Below are 16,347 nucleotides of genomic sequence, written 5' to 3' on the forward strand. Positions count from 1 at the left end.
AAACGCCCCAAATGGAGCGTTAATTCTTTTGTATTTTAAGGGTGACTATCTTTGCATGTTTTTAGCCTCGATGCTCATTGTTGCATGAGGAACAATTTTAAGTCTTTCTTTGCCGATTAATTTACCCGTAACCTTGCAAATACCATAGGTTTTATTTTCAACACGGAACAGAGCATTTTTTAAATCTCTGATAAATTTTTCCTGTCTGATCGCTAACTGTGAGTTTGCTTCTTTAGACATTGTTTCACTTCCTTCTTCAAATGCCTTGAAAGTTGGAGATGTATCGTCAGTCCCGTTATTCAAATCATTCATATAGGCACTTTTGATCAAATCAAGATCTTCTTGTGCTTTTTTAATTTTTGCTTGTATAATTTCTTTGAACTCTGCTAAATCAGCGTCTGAGTATCGTGTAATTTCATCTATCATGGTATTTTATATTATTTTGAAATTAATATCATTGTTTTAATGTCGTCAAACTCAATTTCTGTGCCGTTTTCCAAAGCGTCAGCAAAAACCAGTTCGTCTGTTAATGTTTCAGATTTTATATAATCTGCATTTTTTGAAACAGCTTCTTCTAAAATGATACTGTCTCTTTTTATTTGTACTTTGATCTTATCAGTAACTTCAAATCCTGAATCTTTACGGATATTCTGAATTCTGTTTACTAATTCTCTCGCGATACCTTCATTTTTCAACTCTTCAGATATGGTAATGTCAAGTGCAACTGTTATTCCGTTTGAATTTGCAACCAGCCATCCTTCAATATCCTGAGATGTTATTTCGACGTCTTCTAAGGATAAAGTTACATTATTTCCAGAAATAACAATATCCAGGGTTCCCTGCTTGTCCAACTGGTTGATCTGTTCTGCAGTAAAGCCTTGTATCTCTTTAGAAATCAGACCCATATCCTTACCGAAACGCGGTCCTAATGCTTTAAAATTAGGTTTAATTTGTTTTACTAAAATACCCGAAGCATCGTCTAAAAGCTCAACTTCTTTCACGTTTACTTCGGCTTTTACAAGGTCAGAAATCGCTTCGATTTCAGCACGCTGATTCTCGTCAAGCACCGGAATCATTACCTTTTGCAGAGGTTGACGCACTTTAATCATCTCTTTTTTACGTAGTGATAAAACTAAAGAAGAGATAGTTTGCGCTTTCTGCATTTTGCTTTCCAACGTTTTATTAACAAAGTTTTCGACAAATTTTGGAAATTCTGCCAGGTGAACACTAGCAAAATTCTCGGTTCCCGTAGAAGCTGTCAAATCTCTGTACAATTTATCCATGAAAAAAGGAGCAACTGGAGCGCTTAATTTGCTGATTGTTAACAAGCAAGTATAAAGCGTTTGGTAAGCTGCGATTTTATCTTTCGCGTATTCTCCTTTCCAGAAACGACGACGGCACAAACGAACGTACCAGTTACTTAAGTTTTCCTGAACAAATTCAGAAATAGCTCTTGTAGCTTTTGTTGGCTCATAATCTTCATAACATTCGTCAACAAACTTTACTAAAGTATTCAACTCAGAAATAATCCACTGATCGATTTCCGGTCTTTCGTTTAACGGAATTTCAGCTTCAGCATATTTAAATCCGTCGATGTTTGCATATAACGAGAAGAAAGAATATGTGTTGTATAAAGTTCCAAAGAATTTACGACGAACCTCAGCAATTCCTTCCAGGTCAAACTTCAAATTATCCCAAGGATTTGCGTTTGAAATCATGTACCAACGAGTCGCATCCGGACCGTATTCTGCAATTGTTTCAAAAGGATCTGTTGCGTTTCCTAGACGTTTAGACATTTTTTGTCCGTTTTTGTCCAACACCAAACCGTTTGAAACAACATTTTTGTAAGCAATTTTATCAAAAACCAAAGTTCCGATCGCGTGTAATGTATAGAACCATCCACGAGTCTGATCTACTCCTTCAGCGATAAAATTAGCCGGGAAATCTTTATTCTCATCAATTTTATCTTTGTTTTCAAAAGGATAATGCCATTGTGCATAAGGCATTGCTCCAGAATCAAACCAAACGTCAATTAAATCACTTTCTCGCTTCATTGGTTTCCCGGAAGCAGAAACTAAAGTAATTTCATCCACAACATTTTTGTGTAAATCAATTAAATCATAATTTGATTCAGACATGTTTCCGATTTCAAAACCTCTAAACGGATTTTCTTTTTGAAAACCAGCTTCGATAGATTTCTCAATCGCATTGTACAATTCTTCTACAGAACCAATCAGAACTTCCTCTTTTTTGTCTTCAGTTCTCCAGATTGGCAACGGAATTCCCCAATATCTAGAACGAGATAAGTTCCAGTCGTTGGCATTTTTAAGCCAGTTTCCAAAACGTCCTTCACCAGTAGATTTAGGCTTCCAGTTGATAGTTTCGTTCAGGTCGAACATTCTATCTTTTACATCGGTTACTTTGATGAACCATGAATCCAGGGGATAGTATAATAACGGCTCGTCTGTTCTCCAGCTGTGTGGATAACTGTGCACGTATTTTTCAACTTTAAATGCTTTATTTTCTTCTTTAAGACGAATAGCGATTTCAACATCTACAGATTTCTCCGGAGCCTGACCTGCATCGTAATATTCATTTTTTACATATTTACCTGCTAAGTCACCTAAATGAGAAGTGAATTTCCCTTGTAAATCAACTAATGGAACCGCATTTCCTTCTTCATCTAAAACCAACATTGGCGGCACTTCCGGTTTTGCTTCTTTTGCTACTTTAGCATCATCTGCACCAAAAGTTGGCGCTGTATGCACTACTCCGGTTCCATCTTCAGTTGTCACGAAATCTCCGGCGATTACTCTAAATGCATTTTCAGCATTTTGATATGGCAATACATAAGGCAATAATTGTTCGTAGCGAATTTCTACTAAATCTGCTCCTTTTGCTTCAGTTAAGATTTTATATGGAAGTTTTTTATCTCCACTTTTAACGTTATCAAAATCAGCATCATCTTCACTTAAGAAAAATCCTTTTCCGAATTGTTTTCCAACTAAGTTTTTTGCCAAAACAACATTGATTGGCTCAAAAGTATATTGATTGAAAGTTTTAACTAAAACATAATCGATTTTTGGCCCAACTGTCAAAGCGGTGTTTGACGGAAGTGTCCAGGGAGTTGTCGTCCAGGCTAAAATGTGGATATCTCCAAAACCTTGTAAAAAGCCTGGCAATGTTTCTGGTAAAGTTTTGAATTGCGCTACAATCGTAGTATCTGTAACGTCTCTGTAAGCTCCCGGCTGATTTACCTCGTGAGAAGATAATCCTGTTCCTGCTTTTGGAGAATATGGCTGAATCGTGTATCCTTTGTACAACAAACCTTTATCGTAGATTTGTTTCAAAAGCCACCAGACAGACTCCATGTATTTTGGTTTATAAGTCACATACGGATCTTCCATATCAACCCAATACCCCATTTTTTCGGTTAAATCATTCCATACATCCGTATAACGCATAACGGTTTTTTTACACGCTTCGTTATATTCTTCAATAGAAATAGTTTTACCAATATCTTCTTTAGTAATTCCTAATTCTTTTTCAGTACCCAATTCTACAGGCAAACCGTGAGTATCCCATCCGGCTTTTCTTTTTACCTGAAAACCTTTCTGAGTTTTATATCTGCAAAAAATATCTTTAATTGCACGCGCCATTACGTGGTGAATTCCCGGTAATCCGTTTGCTGAAGGCGGACCTTCAAAAAACACGAAAGGTTCTGCACCTTCTCGGGTTGTTACGCTCTTTTCAAATATATTTTCTTTCTTCCAAAAATCAAGAACTTCAGAAGCTACCGTTGGCAAGTCAAGTCCTTTGTATTCAGTAAATTTTGTACTCATTTTATCCTTTTCTTAATCGAGGTGCGAAAGTAAGGAATTTTGAGGAAAATAGATAAAAGATGATAGGAAAAAGACCGATTTCAGAAAATTTCGAATAGCTTCTACAAGAAAAATTGCCTGTTTTATTGATTTAAGAAAAAATTTCTTTTAAAATTTCTAAAGATTTTGGTTTTTTGAATCCGTCAAGATGCAGACTATAGTAATCAATAAGAATTCTCAGAAGAATTTGTCTTTCTACAACATGAAAGATTTTCTGATCGTTGTCAAATTTCAATCCAATCAGCCTTTTAAACAAATTGGTTTCATGTTCAGACAGGACATTTCCCTTTTGCAAAAGCATAAAAACACCTTCATTTATTTCAAAATAGGGCAGATCAATTTCTGAAACATCCGGATAAAATCCGAGGTATTTGGTGATTTCTAAAATCAGGATTAAGTGAAAATTAGAAATTTCATTATGATGGTCCAGCCAGATTAGTGCTGTTTCTAAAAACAGAAAAAGCTGTTCGTTTTTTTCTTCTTCCTGAATAGAATAATGAAGCATTTCTGAAAGAAACATTACCATGGTACTTTTCACAATATCAATATGGATACTCTGAAACGGAATGGCTGTTTTGATTTCCCTGAAGTTCTCTAAAGTACCTTTATTTTTATGGACTGCTTCAATTTCCAGAATAGACAAAGGCTGGAAGTAAGCAATTTTCTGGCTTGCTTTCGTACTCGAAAAAGCATCACGCACAAAGTAAGATTTCAGTCCGTTTGAAAGCGTGAAACATTTTACAATCAGGCTTTTTTCCTGAAATTTTAATGAAGAGATTACTATGGCTTTGGTTTTAACCTGCATAAAATGGAACTTTCTTTAGGTTGCTCTTTTTGAATCTCATTAAAAATCTTTTTTCAATAAAAAACCAGGAAAACGCTGCAAATGATGCTGAGATAAAAATTACACCAATTGCCATGATTACCGGATTGAATTTTTCGAATAAATTGTATTGTCTGAAAAGTTGAATTATTGGAAAATGATAAATATAAAGTCCATAAGTAAAGTCGCCATATTTGCCAAAATTATTGAGAGAAGGAATGCTATAAGCTGTAATTATAACAATCAAACCAAAAGCTGCAGGATATATCAGGTCAAGATGCAAATCGAAGAAATGACAACCTATTATTATCAAAACAGACAAACTCAAAAGTATTTTTTTGCTTTTTATAACATAATCAAAATTTAAAAAAAGAAAAATACCTGTCACGAAATAAGACAAATAACCCGGCAATTGTTTTGCCAGTAAAGGCTGATTAAGATAATCCAACAAAAACCAATATCCTAACGAGAATAAATAAAGACTCCCTAATACCAAAAATGGTTTTTCTGATTTCTTAACTATGTAAAAAATTAACGGTAAAATTATATAAAAGCCTACTTCAACTTTCAAAGTCCAGAGCGCACCGTTTACTGCACAAATCAGGTTTTGATCAAAAAGACCAGGCAAACAAGGATGCAGAAAGTTGAGAAAAAGCAAATTCCAGCCCAGATATTGGTAGGTATCGAAATCAGAAAAATATTCCAAAAAATGGTATCTGCTAAATAGAGAAAGGAATACCGTAGAAAACAGCACTAAAAAAATATATGCCGGTAAAATTCTCACAGCTCTTTTAATAAAATATTCTTTCAATGAACAGGTATTAGCGAAACTTTTTGCAACTAAAAATCCACTCATGATAAAAAAACCTTTAACTGCAATAAGAGAATTTGAGAAAAAAGATAAAAATAAAAGTGATTTACTTTGAGACAGCTCGCATAAGTGTGCCAGCAGAATATTAAATGCAAAAAAAAACCTTAAAAAATCAAAACAATTTATATTGATTAGTGCTTGCTGCTTTGAACTCATAAAAATAGTATAACGATTTTCATCTAATTATCATCACTTTTTTGACTTTCGTTTCTTCTCCGTCCTGTGCGGAAATAAAAACCATATATACGCCCGATGCTACTTTATATCTTCCAAAAGCAGTCGTATCCCATTCAATTGTTCCACCTTCTGAAATAGTTTCGTAAACGAGATTGCCTTCTATATCTGTAATTTTAATATTGGCCTTGTCAATTAAGCCCGCAATTTTTACAGTTCCTGAATATGCTGGTCGGACAGGATTCGGATAAACATAAACATTATTTAAATTTTCATTAGCTTTTGTAGCAGATCCATTAAAAGAAATCATTCCTTTGGCTGTGGCAATAAATACCTCACCCGTTTTATTGTCGATTTTAATGTCGTTTACAGTATTAGAAGGTAAAGGGGAGTTATTTATCGTAAAATGGTATTTTGTTTCCTGACCGTTTGGCGACACCATAAAAATACCCGAATCTGCTGTTCCTATCCATTTGTTATTTGCTCCGTCTACTGCAATTGAAGTAATAAACTGTTCGTATAATAATTCCTGTGCCAATCCTTCCTCCATGATTATTACAGGCTTCGTGGTTAATTGGTTTTCAGATTGAAAATTATTTACATTCGACAAAACCCTTAGTCCTTTGGTTGTTCCAATCCATAATTGATTTTTAGTATCTATTGCTAAAGCCCTGACATTTGATATTGGCAGGTTTCCTGAATCTGTGCCGGAACTTATTTTTTTAAAAGTATTAGTGCTTTCATTAAAACCTACAACACCTTCACTATTCATGGAAATCCATTTAGTTCCGTTTTTATCAATAACCAAATCGGTATAACTGGCATCCTCAGGTTTTAACAAAATAGTTTTCATAGAAACGCTTTGCCATTGTTCATTTGACTTTAACACTTTCAAACCGTTTTCAATCATATTATTTGTCAGCCAAAGATTTCCTGATTTATCAAAAGCCAATCCATTGATCCGAACATCAATGTAATCAGGACCTACAAAAGTTAGTGTTTCCAATCCACTATTTTTTTCATTATACAGAATATTGGGTTCATTATTTTCAATCTTTAGTAATCCGGAAAAATTAGAACTCGCATAAACTTTCTTTTCATCATTTGGATCAACTATTATATTTACTATTGATTTTGCCCCAAATACTTTTTCATAGGGAATATTAAGCCATTTTTTTTCTCTTAAGGCACTAACACCATAACTATCGAGGGGATATGGATTCATTCTGCTGTCATAATCTCCATAAACAGCCCAAAGTACATTTGGATTAACATCGAGGCCAAAAATATTATTTCGTAAAGGACCATCCGGACTGCTATTCTCAAATGCACTAACAGCAGACAGAGTAGAGTTAAACAAACCGTTTTCTTTTGTACCAATGTATATAACATCACCAATTGCTGTTGCACAGACAAAATTCACCCCGGTTTCGAGAACCTGAGTATTCGAAATCTGACGGCTTAAGACCATCTGATTCGTATAAACATAAATGGATGATGGTGTTGTAACAAACAATTGGTGATCAACTGCCCTCATATCTGTTGAAGACTGTGGAAGCTGAAAATAACCAACAAAAGAATTTGAATTATATCGATGAATATATCCTGCAGCATTAATTGCAATAAGTTCTGTGTCTAACGTTTCTATACTGGACCAATCACCGGAGTTAACAACAGACCATTGATTATAATCTATTAAATTAGCATCAGTACTACTTGCCCTTCTAATTCCGCCTGAAGTAGCAGCATAAATAAATCCATTAAAAAAAGTAGTTTGTTTTACACTAATTTCAGCACCGGCATCGCCAATAAAATAAGTATCGCCAAATTTAGAAGTTGCTAAATTAAACTGGACAATTCCGAAATCACAGGAAACATATACCAATCCATTATGCTCCATAAAATGATTGATTTTTTTCAGGTTTGATGGCAGCTGTTTATTTATTATATCAACCACTTTAAGCATGGTTGCGTCGTCATTTACAATAATCATCAACCCATTTTCATAACCTATAATTGTTTTTTTAAAAGCTTCGCTGTAATGCACTGAAGATATAGTCTGTCCTGAAAGACCGTCAATTGTCGTGGTTGTTTTAATGACATCCCTCGTTAAATTCTTTGAAAACAGGGCGTTTTCAGAAGCAGCGATAATTCCTGTTGGATTTACAGCCACATCTTTAATATTATTATAAGAAAAATAACCCTGCCAGGATAATGTTCCCTGAGAAAAACAATTTTGAACAATTATAAAAAACAGAATGTAAAGAAACTTTTTTTTCATTTGCTAAGATTCAGATTGACAAATATACTACAAACGAAAATATTAGATTTTTGTTCTGTTTTAAAATATTCATTTTTAGAAAGTAAAAAAATTGAGTTAACAAAAATGCCTTCGATTCTATCCTAATTAGAGAATGAATGAAGGCATCTTGAAATTCAAAATATGTTTTATACTACTCCCTGAGCAAGCATAGCATCAGCTACCTTAACAAATCCGGCAATATTAGCCCCCTTTACGTAGTTCACATAACCGTCTTCTTCAGCACCGTATTTTTTACACTGATTGTGAATTCCGATCATGATTTCTTTTAGTCTTAAATCTACTTCTTCACTTGTCCAGTTCAGGCGAATAGAATTTTGCGTCATTTCTAAACCAGATGCCGCGACTCCGCCGGCATTAGCCGCTTTTCCCGGCGCAAAAAGCACTTTATTGTCTAAAAATAATTTAATCGCATCTAATGTTGAAGGCATATTTGCAGCTTCAGTTACACACAGAACTCCGTTATCTATCAGCTTTTTGGCATCATCACCATTCAATTCATTTTGAGTGGCACACGGAATTGCAATATCAACTTTTACTTCCCAGGGACTTTTTCCCTTATGAAAAACAGCATTTGGATATTTTTCTAAATATCTTTCTGCCCTGTTATCTCCGGTTGCCCGCATTTCCAGCATGTAGTCAATTTTTTCTCCGGAAATGCCTTCTTCATCATAAATATAACCATCAGGACCAGAAATCGTAAGTACTTTACCACCAAGTTCATTTACTTTTAAAGCGACTCCCCAGGCAACATTTCCAAATCCAGAAATAGCAACTCTTTTACCTTTAATATCATGTCCGATAGTACGAAGCATCTGATCTGTAAAATATACCACTCCATAACCTGTAGCTTCCGGCCTGATTAATGAACCTCCATAAGCAAGACCTTTTCCGGTCAAAACACCTGTGAATTCATTTCTGATTCTTTTATACTGACCAAACAAATAACCAATTTCTCTTGCTCCTACTCCAATATCACCGGCAGGAACATCCAGATCCGGACCTATGTGACGGCATAATTCGGTCATAAACGATTGGCAGAAACGCATAATTTCACCATCAGATTTTCCCTCCGGATCAAAATCTGAACCTCCTTTTCCTCCTCCCATTGGCAAAGTCGTCAGACTGTTTTTGAACACCTGCTCGAAAGCCAAAAATTTCAATACTGAAAGATTTACTGTGTGATGAAATCTAATACCTCCTTTATAAGGACCGATTGCTGAATTCATCTGGATTCGAAATCCTCTGTTTACAATGATTTCTCCTTCATCATCAACCCACGGAACCCTAAAAATTATGGATCTTTCAGGCTCGGCTATTCTAAGAAGTAAGTTTTTTCCATCGTATTTTTTTTGCTCAGCAATAAAAGGAATTACCGTCTCTGCAAACTCTCTGACAGCCTGCAAAAATTCAGGCTCATTTGGGTTTTTTGACTCTACAAGAGCCATAAAATCATTTATTTTTTGTTTCATCATTTTGAAAATAATTATGCTTACAAATCGTTTATTTGCATCAATAAATAAGAAAAATTCATCAAGAAAACGTTTTCGTTATTCATAACAAAGGTAAATTAAAATCATAATTGAAAATTTATTTTTATAACAATTTCATGAAAATTATGTATTTTTCAAACAAACTCAAGATTAGCATTTACAACTATTACATTCCAGTCTAAACCCATTATTTTGATTAACATTTTAAGTGTTTTTATAGATATTTTTTAATTGCCTATTTAATTCTTTTAAAGTCGTTTATGTTTTTTATATATTTGCCCATGATTTGAAAGCCGAAAAACTCATGTTCAAGCAAATAGCCTTAACTCTTTTTACAATATTTGGTATTTCCACGGTATCAAATGCACAATTAGCCTACGAAATTGGATTAATAGCTGGTCCGGTAGCTTTTCAGTCTGACTATGGGCAGAGACACGATCAGTCTACAAATGTCGGAAATACAGGTTTTGGAATTGGCGCGGTTCACTGGATTAACTTTTCATCAGCTGCAAATGGAAATGAATATTTCAATGAGCATTTTAAAATTCGCTCTGAAATTTCGTTTAACAAAACCAATTTTCAGCATTATGGCCGCTGGGTAGAAGGAAAACCTTCTGTAACCAAAGAAAAGCTTAAAGCCATGAGTGGGAAAACATATTTGTTTAATGTGGGAGTTCAGGTAAATTACTCTCCTTTTATGACAATTCACGAATTCGAAAAAAACGTTGGCAGTTTCTATCCTTATTTAAGTATAGGTGTTATGGGAAGTTATTACAGCACTGAAGCTAATTCTTCACTTGGCCAATTGGGCATCCCGGCGACCACTCCTGATAAATATTTATTTCCTTCAGAAGGCAATCAATATGGTTTTTCAACAGAAAGCGGTTTCACGATTTCAGCCCTTCTGGGTGTTGGTGTTCAATACAAATTAGACGAAATGAACGATTTGCTTTTTGAGATACGTTATCAGGGATTTAATTCAGACTGGATAGACGGTTTAAATCCTAACAGGGATCTTTTCAAAGAAAACAAAGCAAAAGATTCGCAAGTCTGGTTCAATTTTGGTTATTCCCATTATTTAGAGTTCTAAAAAAAAGATACAAAAAACAAACCCCAATTCTTTTGAGCTGGGGTTTGTTTTTTATGACAAGGCTTGTTCTAAATCAGCTATTAAATCTTCGGCATCTTCTATACCTACACTTAAACGAACAAGATCATCTGTAATTCCAACCTCAGCTCTTTTATCTGCCGGGATAGAAGCATGAGTCATTAAAGCCGGATGATTCGCCAGTGACTCAACCCCTCCTAACGATTCTGCTAATGTAAATACTCTGAGCTTTTCCAAGAAAGCAATTGAATCTTCTTTTTTGCCTGAAACGAATGTAAAAGAGACCATTCCGCCAAAAGCTTTCATTTGTTTTTTTGCAATCTCATGAAAAGGATGACTTTTTAATCCTGGATAATAAACGGTTTTTATTTTTGGATGATTAGTCAGGAATTCAACTATTTTCTCTCCATTTTCACAATGTCTCTGAACTCTTAACGAGAGTGTTTTTATTCCTCTTAAAACCAGAAAACTATCCATTGGCCCTAATGTTGCGCCGGTTGCAAATTGCTGAAAATGAAATTGTTCTCCCAATGCTTTATCCTTTACAATTAAGGCGCCTGCAATAACATCAGAGTGACCTCCTAAATATTTGGTTGCCGAATGCATTACGATATCGGCACCTAAATCAAGTGGTTTTTGCAAATAAGGAGTTGCAAAAGTATTGTCTACCGCAAGCCAGATTTTGTTCTCTTTAGTGATTTTGGAAATTTCTTCAATATCAGCCAGTTTCATTAGAGGATTAGTAGGTGTTTCTACCCAGATTAATTTGGTATTTTTATTAATCAAAGATTTCAGTTTTGCAATATCTGTCATATCAACAAAATGAAATTTAATACCTGAGTCTTTATAAATTCTTGAAAACATTCTATAGGTACCTCCATACAAATCATCCATGGCAATTACTTCATCACCTGCTTTAAAAGATCTCAGGATACAATCTGTTGCCGCCAAGCCTGATGAAAAAGCCAGTCCGCGGGTACCGTTTTCAATACTTGCCAATGCATTTTCCAAAGCAGTCCTTGTTGGATTCGCTGCACGGCTATACTCATAATCTCCTAATGGCTTACCCGGACTTGTCTGGATATAAGTTGAAGTTTGATACACCGCAGGCATAACAGCACCCGTAGCCAAATCATGATGCTGACCTCCGTGGATCACTTTTGTATTGAATTTCATATAGTTATAAATTTTAAATACTTAATACTTTCACAAATTTACTTTTAAATTTATTCAAATCCAGATACAGTTCTTACCTTTAAGTATAATTAACACTTTTTAAGATGAAACATTATTCTCTTCTTGTCATGGTGCTTCTATTACTAACTGGCTGCACTAAAACATTAACTTTTGAAAAAGAAGTTTATAAAAAAGAATCCAAAATTCCGTGCAAAAAAGATTGTCCTGAAATTACAATAGAAGTGCCAATTGCAAAAAACATTCCTGTTGTTGCTGACAGTATCAACAAAAAGATATTGGCCGTTTTAAAAGATATTGTTTATTTCGGAGAAAAACCATCTGATGCTAAAGATTACAACAGTCTTGCTGATTCTTTTATTGCTTCCTACGAAGAAATGCATAAAAAATTTCCAACTGAAACATTCGGCTGGGAAGCGAAAGTAAAAGGAAATGTCGAATATCAGTCGGATCAGATATTAAATATAAAACTGGATCATTATACATTTACAGGCGGCGCTCATGGCTATCAGGGTTTTCGCTCTCTGCTATTCAATCCTGCTACCGGAAAAACCATTTTTTGTGATGAAATATTTAAAAACGAAAGAGAGTTTAAGGCTTTCGCCGAAAAAGAGTTCCGCAGAAAATATGAAATTCCTCCAAAAGGCAATATAAATGCAACAGGATTAATGTTTGAAAAAGACACTTTTCAATTGCCTCAAAATATATTTTATACCGAAGGAGGTCTGCTGCTCTATTACAACTCTTATGAAGCAGGTTCTTATGCAGATGGTCCAAAAGAGATTTTGTTTCCGTATGAGCAGATACGTAACTATTTGAAATTTCAATGATCTGATTCAGTTAGCGGCAGACTCCGCATTTCTCCCTAAAATTATTGAATATCATATTTCATTTTACGTAAAACCCGCAGCGATTCTTTAAAAGACAAATATACTGGCCCAAAAGGTTTTAGAAGCAATTTGGCATCAATTAGTTTTTGTTTGGCTTCGTCAAAACCGTTGAGGTAACAAATCATAAAAGTAGAAGGTAAATTTTCCAAATCTTTGAGTTCGCGTTGCGACAAAGCAAAACCTTTCTGCAATTTTTGAAGCAGGGCGATATTTGAATTGTAAATATGAAACAGCATTCGCTTATTGAATTCAGGAGGCTGAAAAAGCATTTGACGGTCGATTTTGTAATAACCGTTATCAAAAAAATGTATGGTTTGCTTTTCAAGTGGATAATAACTGGTTTTATCGTTTAATCCCAGAGGAACATATTCGGTTATGGTAAAAGTGTCATCATCAAAAACAATCGTAACAACATCCTGAGCAGAATAAAAAAGCTTGATCTGTTCATTTATCAATTCAATATCTACACGCGAAAGAAAGGTTTCTTCTCTTGATTTTTTGGGTACGCCAGCCCAGCAGATCACAAACAATTCCTTAAAAACACGATATTTTGGAGACATATCTTTGTGTCTGAAATTCATAAAATCGAATACGCCGTCGAGTGTATACTGGATACTGTTTCGGGAACTGTTTTCGATTCCGATAACTGTTTCGGTATTCTGATAATTTTTTTCAATTTCACCTTCTACGGGAACCGAATTGCTTCCGCGCCTGACAAAAACACTGTTGGCCGGAATAGTATGAATTCCTTTTTTGAAAAACGAAATCTGGCTTTTGGGTTTAATTGTAACTAATCCTATAACCTTATCTTTTGGAAGATTTGGAAAAGGCACATTTTCGTACTGAATTTTAGGCGGATTTTCCAAAAAAGCATTGACAAGATTCTGAATCCTGCTATCATCAAAGAAATCATCACCTACAATTTCGTTATCCTGATCTTCAACACCAACAACGATATAAGAATTATTGGCTGGGTTTGAATTTGACAAAGCGCAGATGTGTTTGAGAAACTTCCCTTTTCCTTCGCGAGAGTGTAAATTCAACTGCCTTTTTTTGTCATAAAAACTGCTCTCGTCATTATGAGCAAGCAGGTTTTTTATTAAAAGGCGTTTATTAATCATATTTGAGGTTTTTAATTTATAACAAATTACTCTAATTCTTATCAAATCAATATTTCAATTCTGCAAATTATAACCTTAAAAAAGACGCACTACTGTGCGCCTCTGCCTAATAACTTTAAAAAACCTTCTTAACAATTGTCGAAGATGCCTGAGCTGTAGACATGACGATCAAGTCGGCAATATTAACGTGGTAAGGTCTTGAAACCACAAAGTGGATAATATCGGCTATATCTTCTGCTTTTAAAGGATCGAAACCTTTGTAAACATTTGAAGCTCTTTCTGTATCCCCTTTAAAACGCACTTCGCTAAATTCAGTTTCAACCAAACCCGGATGAATTCCGCTTACTTTAATTTTGTGCTGATTCAAATCTATTCGCATTCCCTGCGTGATGGCATCAACAGCATGTTTTGAGCCGCAATAGACATTCCCGTTAGGATAAACCTCTTTTGCTGCTGTTGAACCTATGTTGATGATATGTCCTGATTCCCTTTCGACCATTTGCGGAATTATCGCTTTCGAAACATATAAAAGTCCTTTTACATTGATATCAATCATAGCATCCCAATCGTCAACATCACCATTATGAATTGGATCCAATCCGTGCGCATTGCCCGCATTATTGATTAAAATGTCAATTGTCGAAAAATATTCCGGTAAAGAATTTATACTTTCAAAAACAGCATCTTTATCCCTGACATCAAAAGCTAAAGAATGTACTTCTGTATATGCAGAAAGTTCATTTTCAAGTTCCTTTAGTCGTTCTTTTCGTCTTCCGCAAATAATAATTTTGTAGTGATTTCGGGCAAATATCTCAGCAGTTGCTTTTCCAATTCCGCTCGTAGCACCGGTAACTAAAACTGTTTTTTTCATTCTGTCTGTTATTTGCCCACAAATAAAAGATTTTTATACATTCGAAATATAAATTAAACCATAAATCTGGTATAAGTATCATTGTCATTATTTATGCAATCTTCAATTTTAAAAATAACTTTCTTTATAATTTTCAAACCCTCTGTGCTAAAACAACAGCCAGAAAAAATTATGACAACTGAACCTTGGAGTGCAGTTAGTTTTTAAATATTAATTTTCGTCAGTCCGGGTTATTTCGATATATCGTGAATAAGAAAATTAGAATTAAAAACGATTCAGGATACGATTTTTTGTTTCGTTATTATAGCTCAGGTAAAACGCTAATTAACTTTTTTTAAATAATTTCACCCAACATTACAACTCTTTTACTATGTACATTTTAATGATATTTATTTTATACTGAAGCATAATTATCAAAGTTCTTAAAAATATAAAAATAGATTCACAATTCGTCCTTAAAATTAGAGTGTTGATCGAAGTTTTAACCATTTTTTAACATCTTACTTCTCAAAAAATATTCAATTTGCACTCTCAAAAATCAGGCATAAAAATCAAGAATTTTAAAAGGTTTTTAAAAATATTTATATGGAAGAAAATACAACGACTTTAGACATTAGAGCGATAAATGAAAAAATTGAGAGAGAAAGTGCTTTTATAGACCTTCTTACAATGGAAATGAACAAAGTTATTGTGGGCCAGAAACACATGGTCGAGCGTTTATTAATCGGACTTTTGGGACAAGGGCATATTTTACTGGAAGGTGTTCCCGGTTTAGCAAAAACTTTAGCGATTAATACTTTATCCCAGGCAGTTCAGGGTTCTTTCAGCCGTATCCAGTTTACACCGGATTTATTGCCGGCCGATGTTATCGGAACGATGATTTACAACATTAAAGCAAACGAATTTTCTATTAAAAAAGGGCCAATTTTTGCCAATTTTGTACTTGCCGATGAGATCAACCGTGCTCCTGCAAAAGTACAGTCGGCATTGCTTGAAGCTATGCAGGAAAAACAAGTTACTATTGGCGACACGACTTTCAAACTTGATCGTCCGTTTTTAGTACTGGCAACCCAAAACCCTGTAGAACAAGAAGGAACATACCAGCTTCCGGAAGCGCAGGTTGACCGTTTTATGCTGAAAACCGTAATTGATTACCCAAAAATTGATGAGGAACGTTTTGTAATTCGCCAAAACTTAAAAGGTTCTTACGAAAAAGTAAATCCTGTAGTTTCAGTAGATCAGATTTTACGGGCTCAGGAAGCAGTTCGCGAAGTTTACATGGACGAAAAAATCGAAAAATATATCTTAGATATCATCTTTGCTACCCGTTATCCGGAGAAATATAAATTAGCCGACTTAAAACCGCTTATCAGTTTTGGGGCATCCCCACGTGGAAGTATCAATCTGGCCAATGCAGCAAAATGTTATGCTTTCATCAAACGCCGCGGATATGTAATTCCTGAAGACGTTCGTGCTGTTGTACATGATGTTCTGCGCCACAGAGTTGGGATAACGTATGAAGCTGAGGCTGAAAATATTACTTCTGTAGACATTATCAACAAAATCGTAAACGAGATTGAAGTACCTTAAAAATTTGTTTC

General features: G+C 34.8%; 12 protein-coding genes. 3 read left to right on the top strand and 9 right to left on the bottom strand.

What is annotated here, in order from left to right:
- Positions 1-45: 45 nt before the first annotated feature.
- The 6 genes from GXM17_RS06130 to gdhA form a co-directional block, all read right to left on the bottom strand.
- Positions 46-426: a TraR/DksA family transcriptional regulator gene (locus GXM17_RS06130; protein ID WP_163395408.1), complete on the bottom strand. Its 381-nt coding sequence runs from the start codon at positions 424-426 to the stop codon at positions 46-48.
- A gap of 11 nt (positions 427-437) precedes the next feature.
- On the bottom strand, positions 438-3,842 hold the full coding sequence (ileS, locus tag GXM17_RS06135; RefSeq protein ID WP_163398417.1) for an isoleucine--tRNA ligase: 3,405 nt from the start codon (positions 3,840-3,842) through the stop codon (positions 438-440).
- 130 nt (positions 3,843-3,972) lie between these two features.
- Positions 3,973-4,686 (bottom strand): DNA repair protein RecO, encoded by a 714-nt coding sequence (gene recO, locus GXM17_RS06140; RefSeq protein ID WP_163398418.1) that lies wholly within the window; start codon positions 4,684-4,686, stop codon positions 3,973-3,975.
- Positions 4,676-5,731 carry an acyltransferase family protein gene (locus tag GXM17_RS06145; protein ID WP_163398419.1) on the bottom strand — a complete coding sequence of 352 codons (1,056 nt, stop codon included), beginning with the start codon at positions 5,729-5,731 and terminating at the stop codon, positions 4,676-4,678. The genes recO and GXM17_RS06145 overlap by 11 nt, the downstream gene beginning before the upstream one ends.
- Before the next feature lie 19 nt (positions 5,732-5,750).
- A complete protein-coding gene (porZ, locus tag GXM17_RS06150) occupies positions 5,751-8,030 on the bottom strand; it encodes a type IX secretion system anionic LPS delivery protein PorZ (RefSeq protein WP_163398420.1) in 2,280 nt (759 codons plus the stop codon).
- 167 nt (positions 8,031-8,197) lie between these two features.
- On the bottom strand, positions 8,198-9,541 hold the full coding sequence (gdhA, locus tag GXM17_RS06155; protein WP_163398421.1) for an NADP-specific glutamate dehydrogenase: 1,344 nt from the start codon (positions 9,539-9,541) through the stop codon (positions 8,198-8,200).
- Positions 9,542-9,866: 325 nt separating this feature from the next.
- On the opposite strand from gdhA, the gene GXM17_RS06160 reads away from it, so the two are divergent.
- Positions 9,867-10,652 (top strand): THC0290_0291 family protein, encoded by a 786-nt coding sequence (locus GXM17_RS06160; protein ID WP_163398422.1) that lies wholly within the window; start codon positions 9,867-9,869, stop codon positions 10,650-10,652.
- A gap of 51 nt (positions 10,653-10,703) precedes the next feature.
- On the opposite strand, the gene GXM17_RS06165 is transcribed toward GXM17_RS06160, so the two are convergent.
- Positions 10,704-11,846 (bottom strand): cystathionine gamma-synthase, encoded by a 1,143-nt coding sequence (locus GXM17_RS06165; protein ID WP_163398423.1) that lies wholly within the window; start codon positions 11,844-11,846, stop codon positions 10,704-10,706.
- Between the two features lie 104 nt (positions 11,847-11,950).
- Here GXM17_RS06165 and GXM17_RS06170 point away from each other — a divergent pair, with 104 nt between their 5' ends.
- The gene (locus tag GXM17_RS06170; protein ID WP_163398424.1) at positions 11,951-12,694 is read left to right on the top strand and encodes a DUF3298 and DUF4163 domain-containing protein; all 744 of its coding nucleotides are present in this window, start codon (positions 11,951-11,953) and stop codon (positions 12,692-12,694) included.
- Positions 12,695-12,735: 41 nt separating this feature from the next.
- On the opposite strand, the gene GXM17_RS06175 is transcribed toward GXM17_RS06170, so the two are convergent.
- Positions 12,736-13,875 (bottom strand): ATP-binding protein, encoded by a 1,140-nt coding sequence (locus tag GXM17_RS06175; protein ID WP_163398425.1) that lies wholly within the window; start codon positions 13,873-13,875, stop codon positions 12,736-12,738.
- A 115-nt stretch (positions 13,876-13,990) separates the two neighbouring features.
- Positions 13,991-14,746, bottom strand: coding sequence for an SDR family NAD(P)-dependent oxidoreductase (locus GXM17_RS06180; protein WP_163398426.1), 756 nt, complete (start codon positions 14,744-14,746; stop codon positions 13,991-13,993).
- A gap of 585 nt (positions 14,747-15,331) precedes the next feature.
- Here GXM17_RS06180 and GXM17_RS06185 point away from each other — a divergent pair.
- Positions 15,332-16,336 (top strand): AAA family ATPase, encoded by a 1,005-nt coding sequence (locus GXM17_RS06185; RefSeq protein WP_142451507.1) that lies wholly within the window; start codon positions 15,332-15,334, stop codon positions 16,334-16,336.
- Positions 16,337-16,347: the final 11 nt, after the last annotated feature.

Source organism: Flavobacterium fluviatile, assembly GCF_010645065.1.
GTDB lineage: Bacteria > Bacteroidota > Bacteroidia > Flavobacteriales > Flavobacteriaceae > Flavobacterium > Flavobacterium fluviatile.

Bases quoted from the DNA above. Each gene is read 5' to 3' on its own strand.
- GXM17_RS06130 (WP_163395408.1), bottom strand. From the start codon at position 426: ATGATAGATGAAATTACACGATACTCAGACGCTGATTTAGCAGAGTTC.
- ileS (WP_163398417.1), bottom strand. From the start codon at position 3,842: ATGAGTACAAAATTTACTGAATACAAAGGACTTGACTTGCCAACGGTA.
- recO (WP_163398418.1), bottom strand. From the start codon at position 4,686: ATGCAGGTTAAAACCAAAGCCATAGTAATCTCTTCATTAAAATTTCAG.
- GXM17_RS06145 (WP_163398419.1), bottom strand. From the start codon at position 5,731: ATGAGTTCAAAGCAGCAAGCACTAATCAATATAAATTGTTTTGATTTT.
- porZ (WP_163398420.1), bottom strand. From the start codon at position 8,030: ATGAAAAAAAAGTTTCTTTACATTCTGTTTTTTATAATTGTTCAAAAT.
- gdhA (WP_163398421.1), bottom strand. From the start codon at position 9,541: ATGAAACAAAAAATAAATGATTTTATGGCTCTTGTAGAGTCAAAAAAC.
- GXM17_RS06160 (WP_163398422.1), top strand. From the start codon at position 9,867: ATGTTCAAGCAAATAGCCTTAACTCTTTTTACAATATTTGGTATTTCC.
- GXM17_RS06165 (WP_163398423.1), bottom strand. From the start codon at position 11,846: ATGAAATTCAATACAAAAGTGATCCACGGAGGTCAGCATCATGATTTG.
- GXM17_RS06170 (WP_163398424.1), top strand. From the start codon at position 11,951: ATGAAACATTATTCTCTTCTTGTCATGGTGCTTCTATTACTAACTGGC.
- GXM17_RS06175 (WP_163398425.1), bottom strand. From the start codon at position 13,875: ATGATTAATAAACGCCTTTTAATAAAAAACCTGCTTGCTCATAATGAC.
- GXM17_RS06180 (WP_163398426.1), bottom strand. From the start codon at position 14,746: ATGAAAAAAACAGTTTTAGTTACCGGTGCTACGAGCGGAATTGGAAAA.
- GXM17_RS06185 (WP_142451507.1), top strand. From the start codon at position 15,332: ATGGAAGAAAATACAACGACTTTAGACATTAGAGCGATAAATGAAAAA.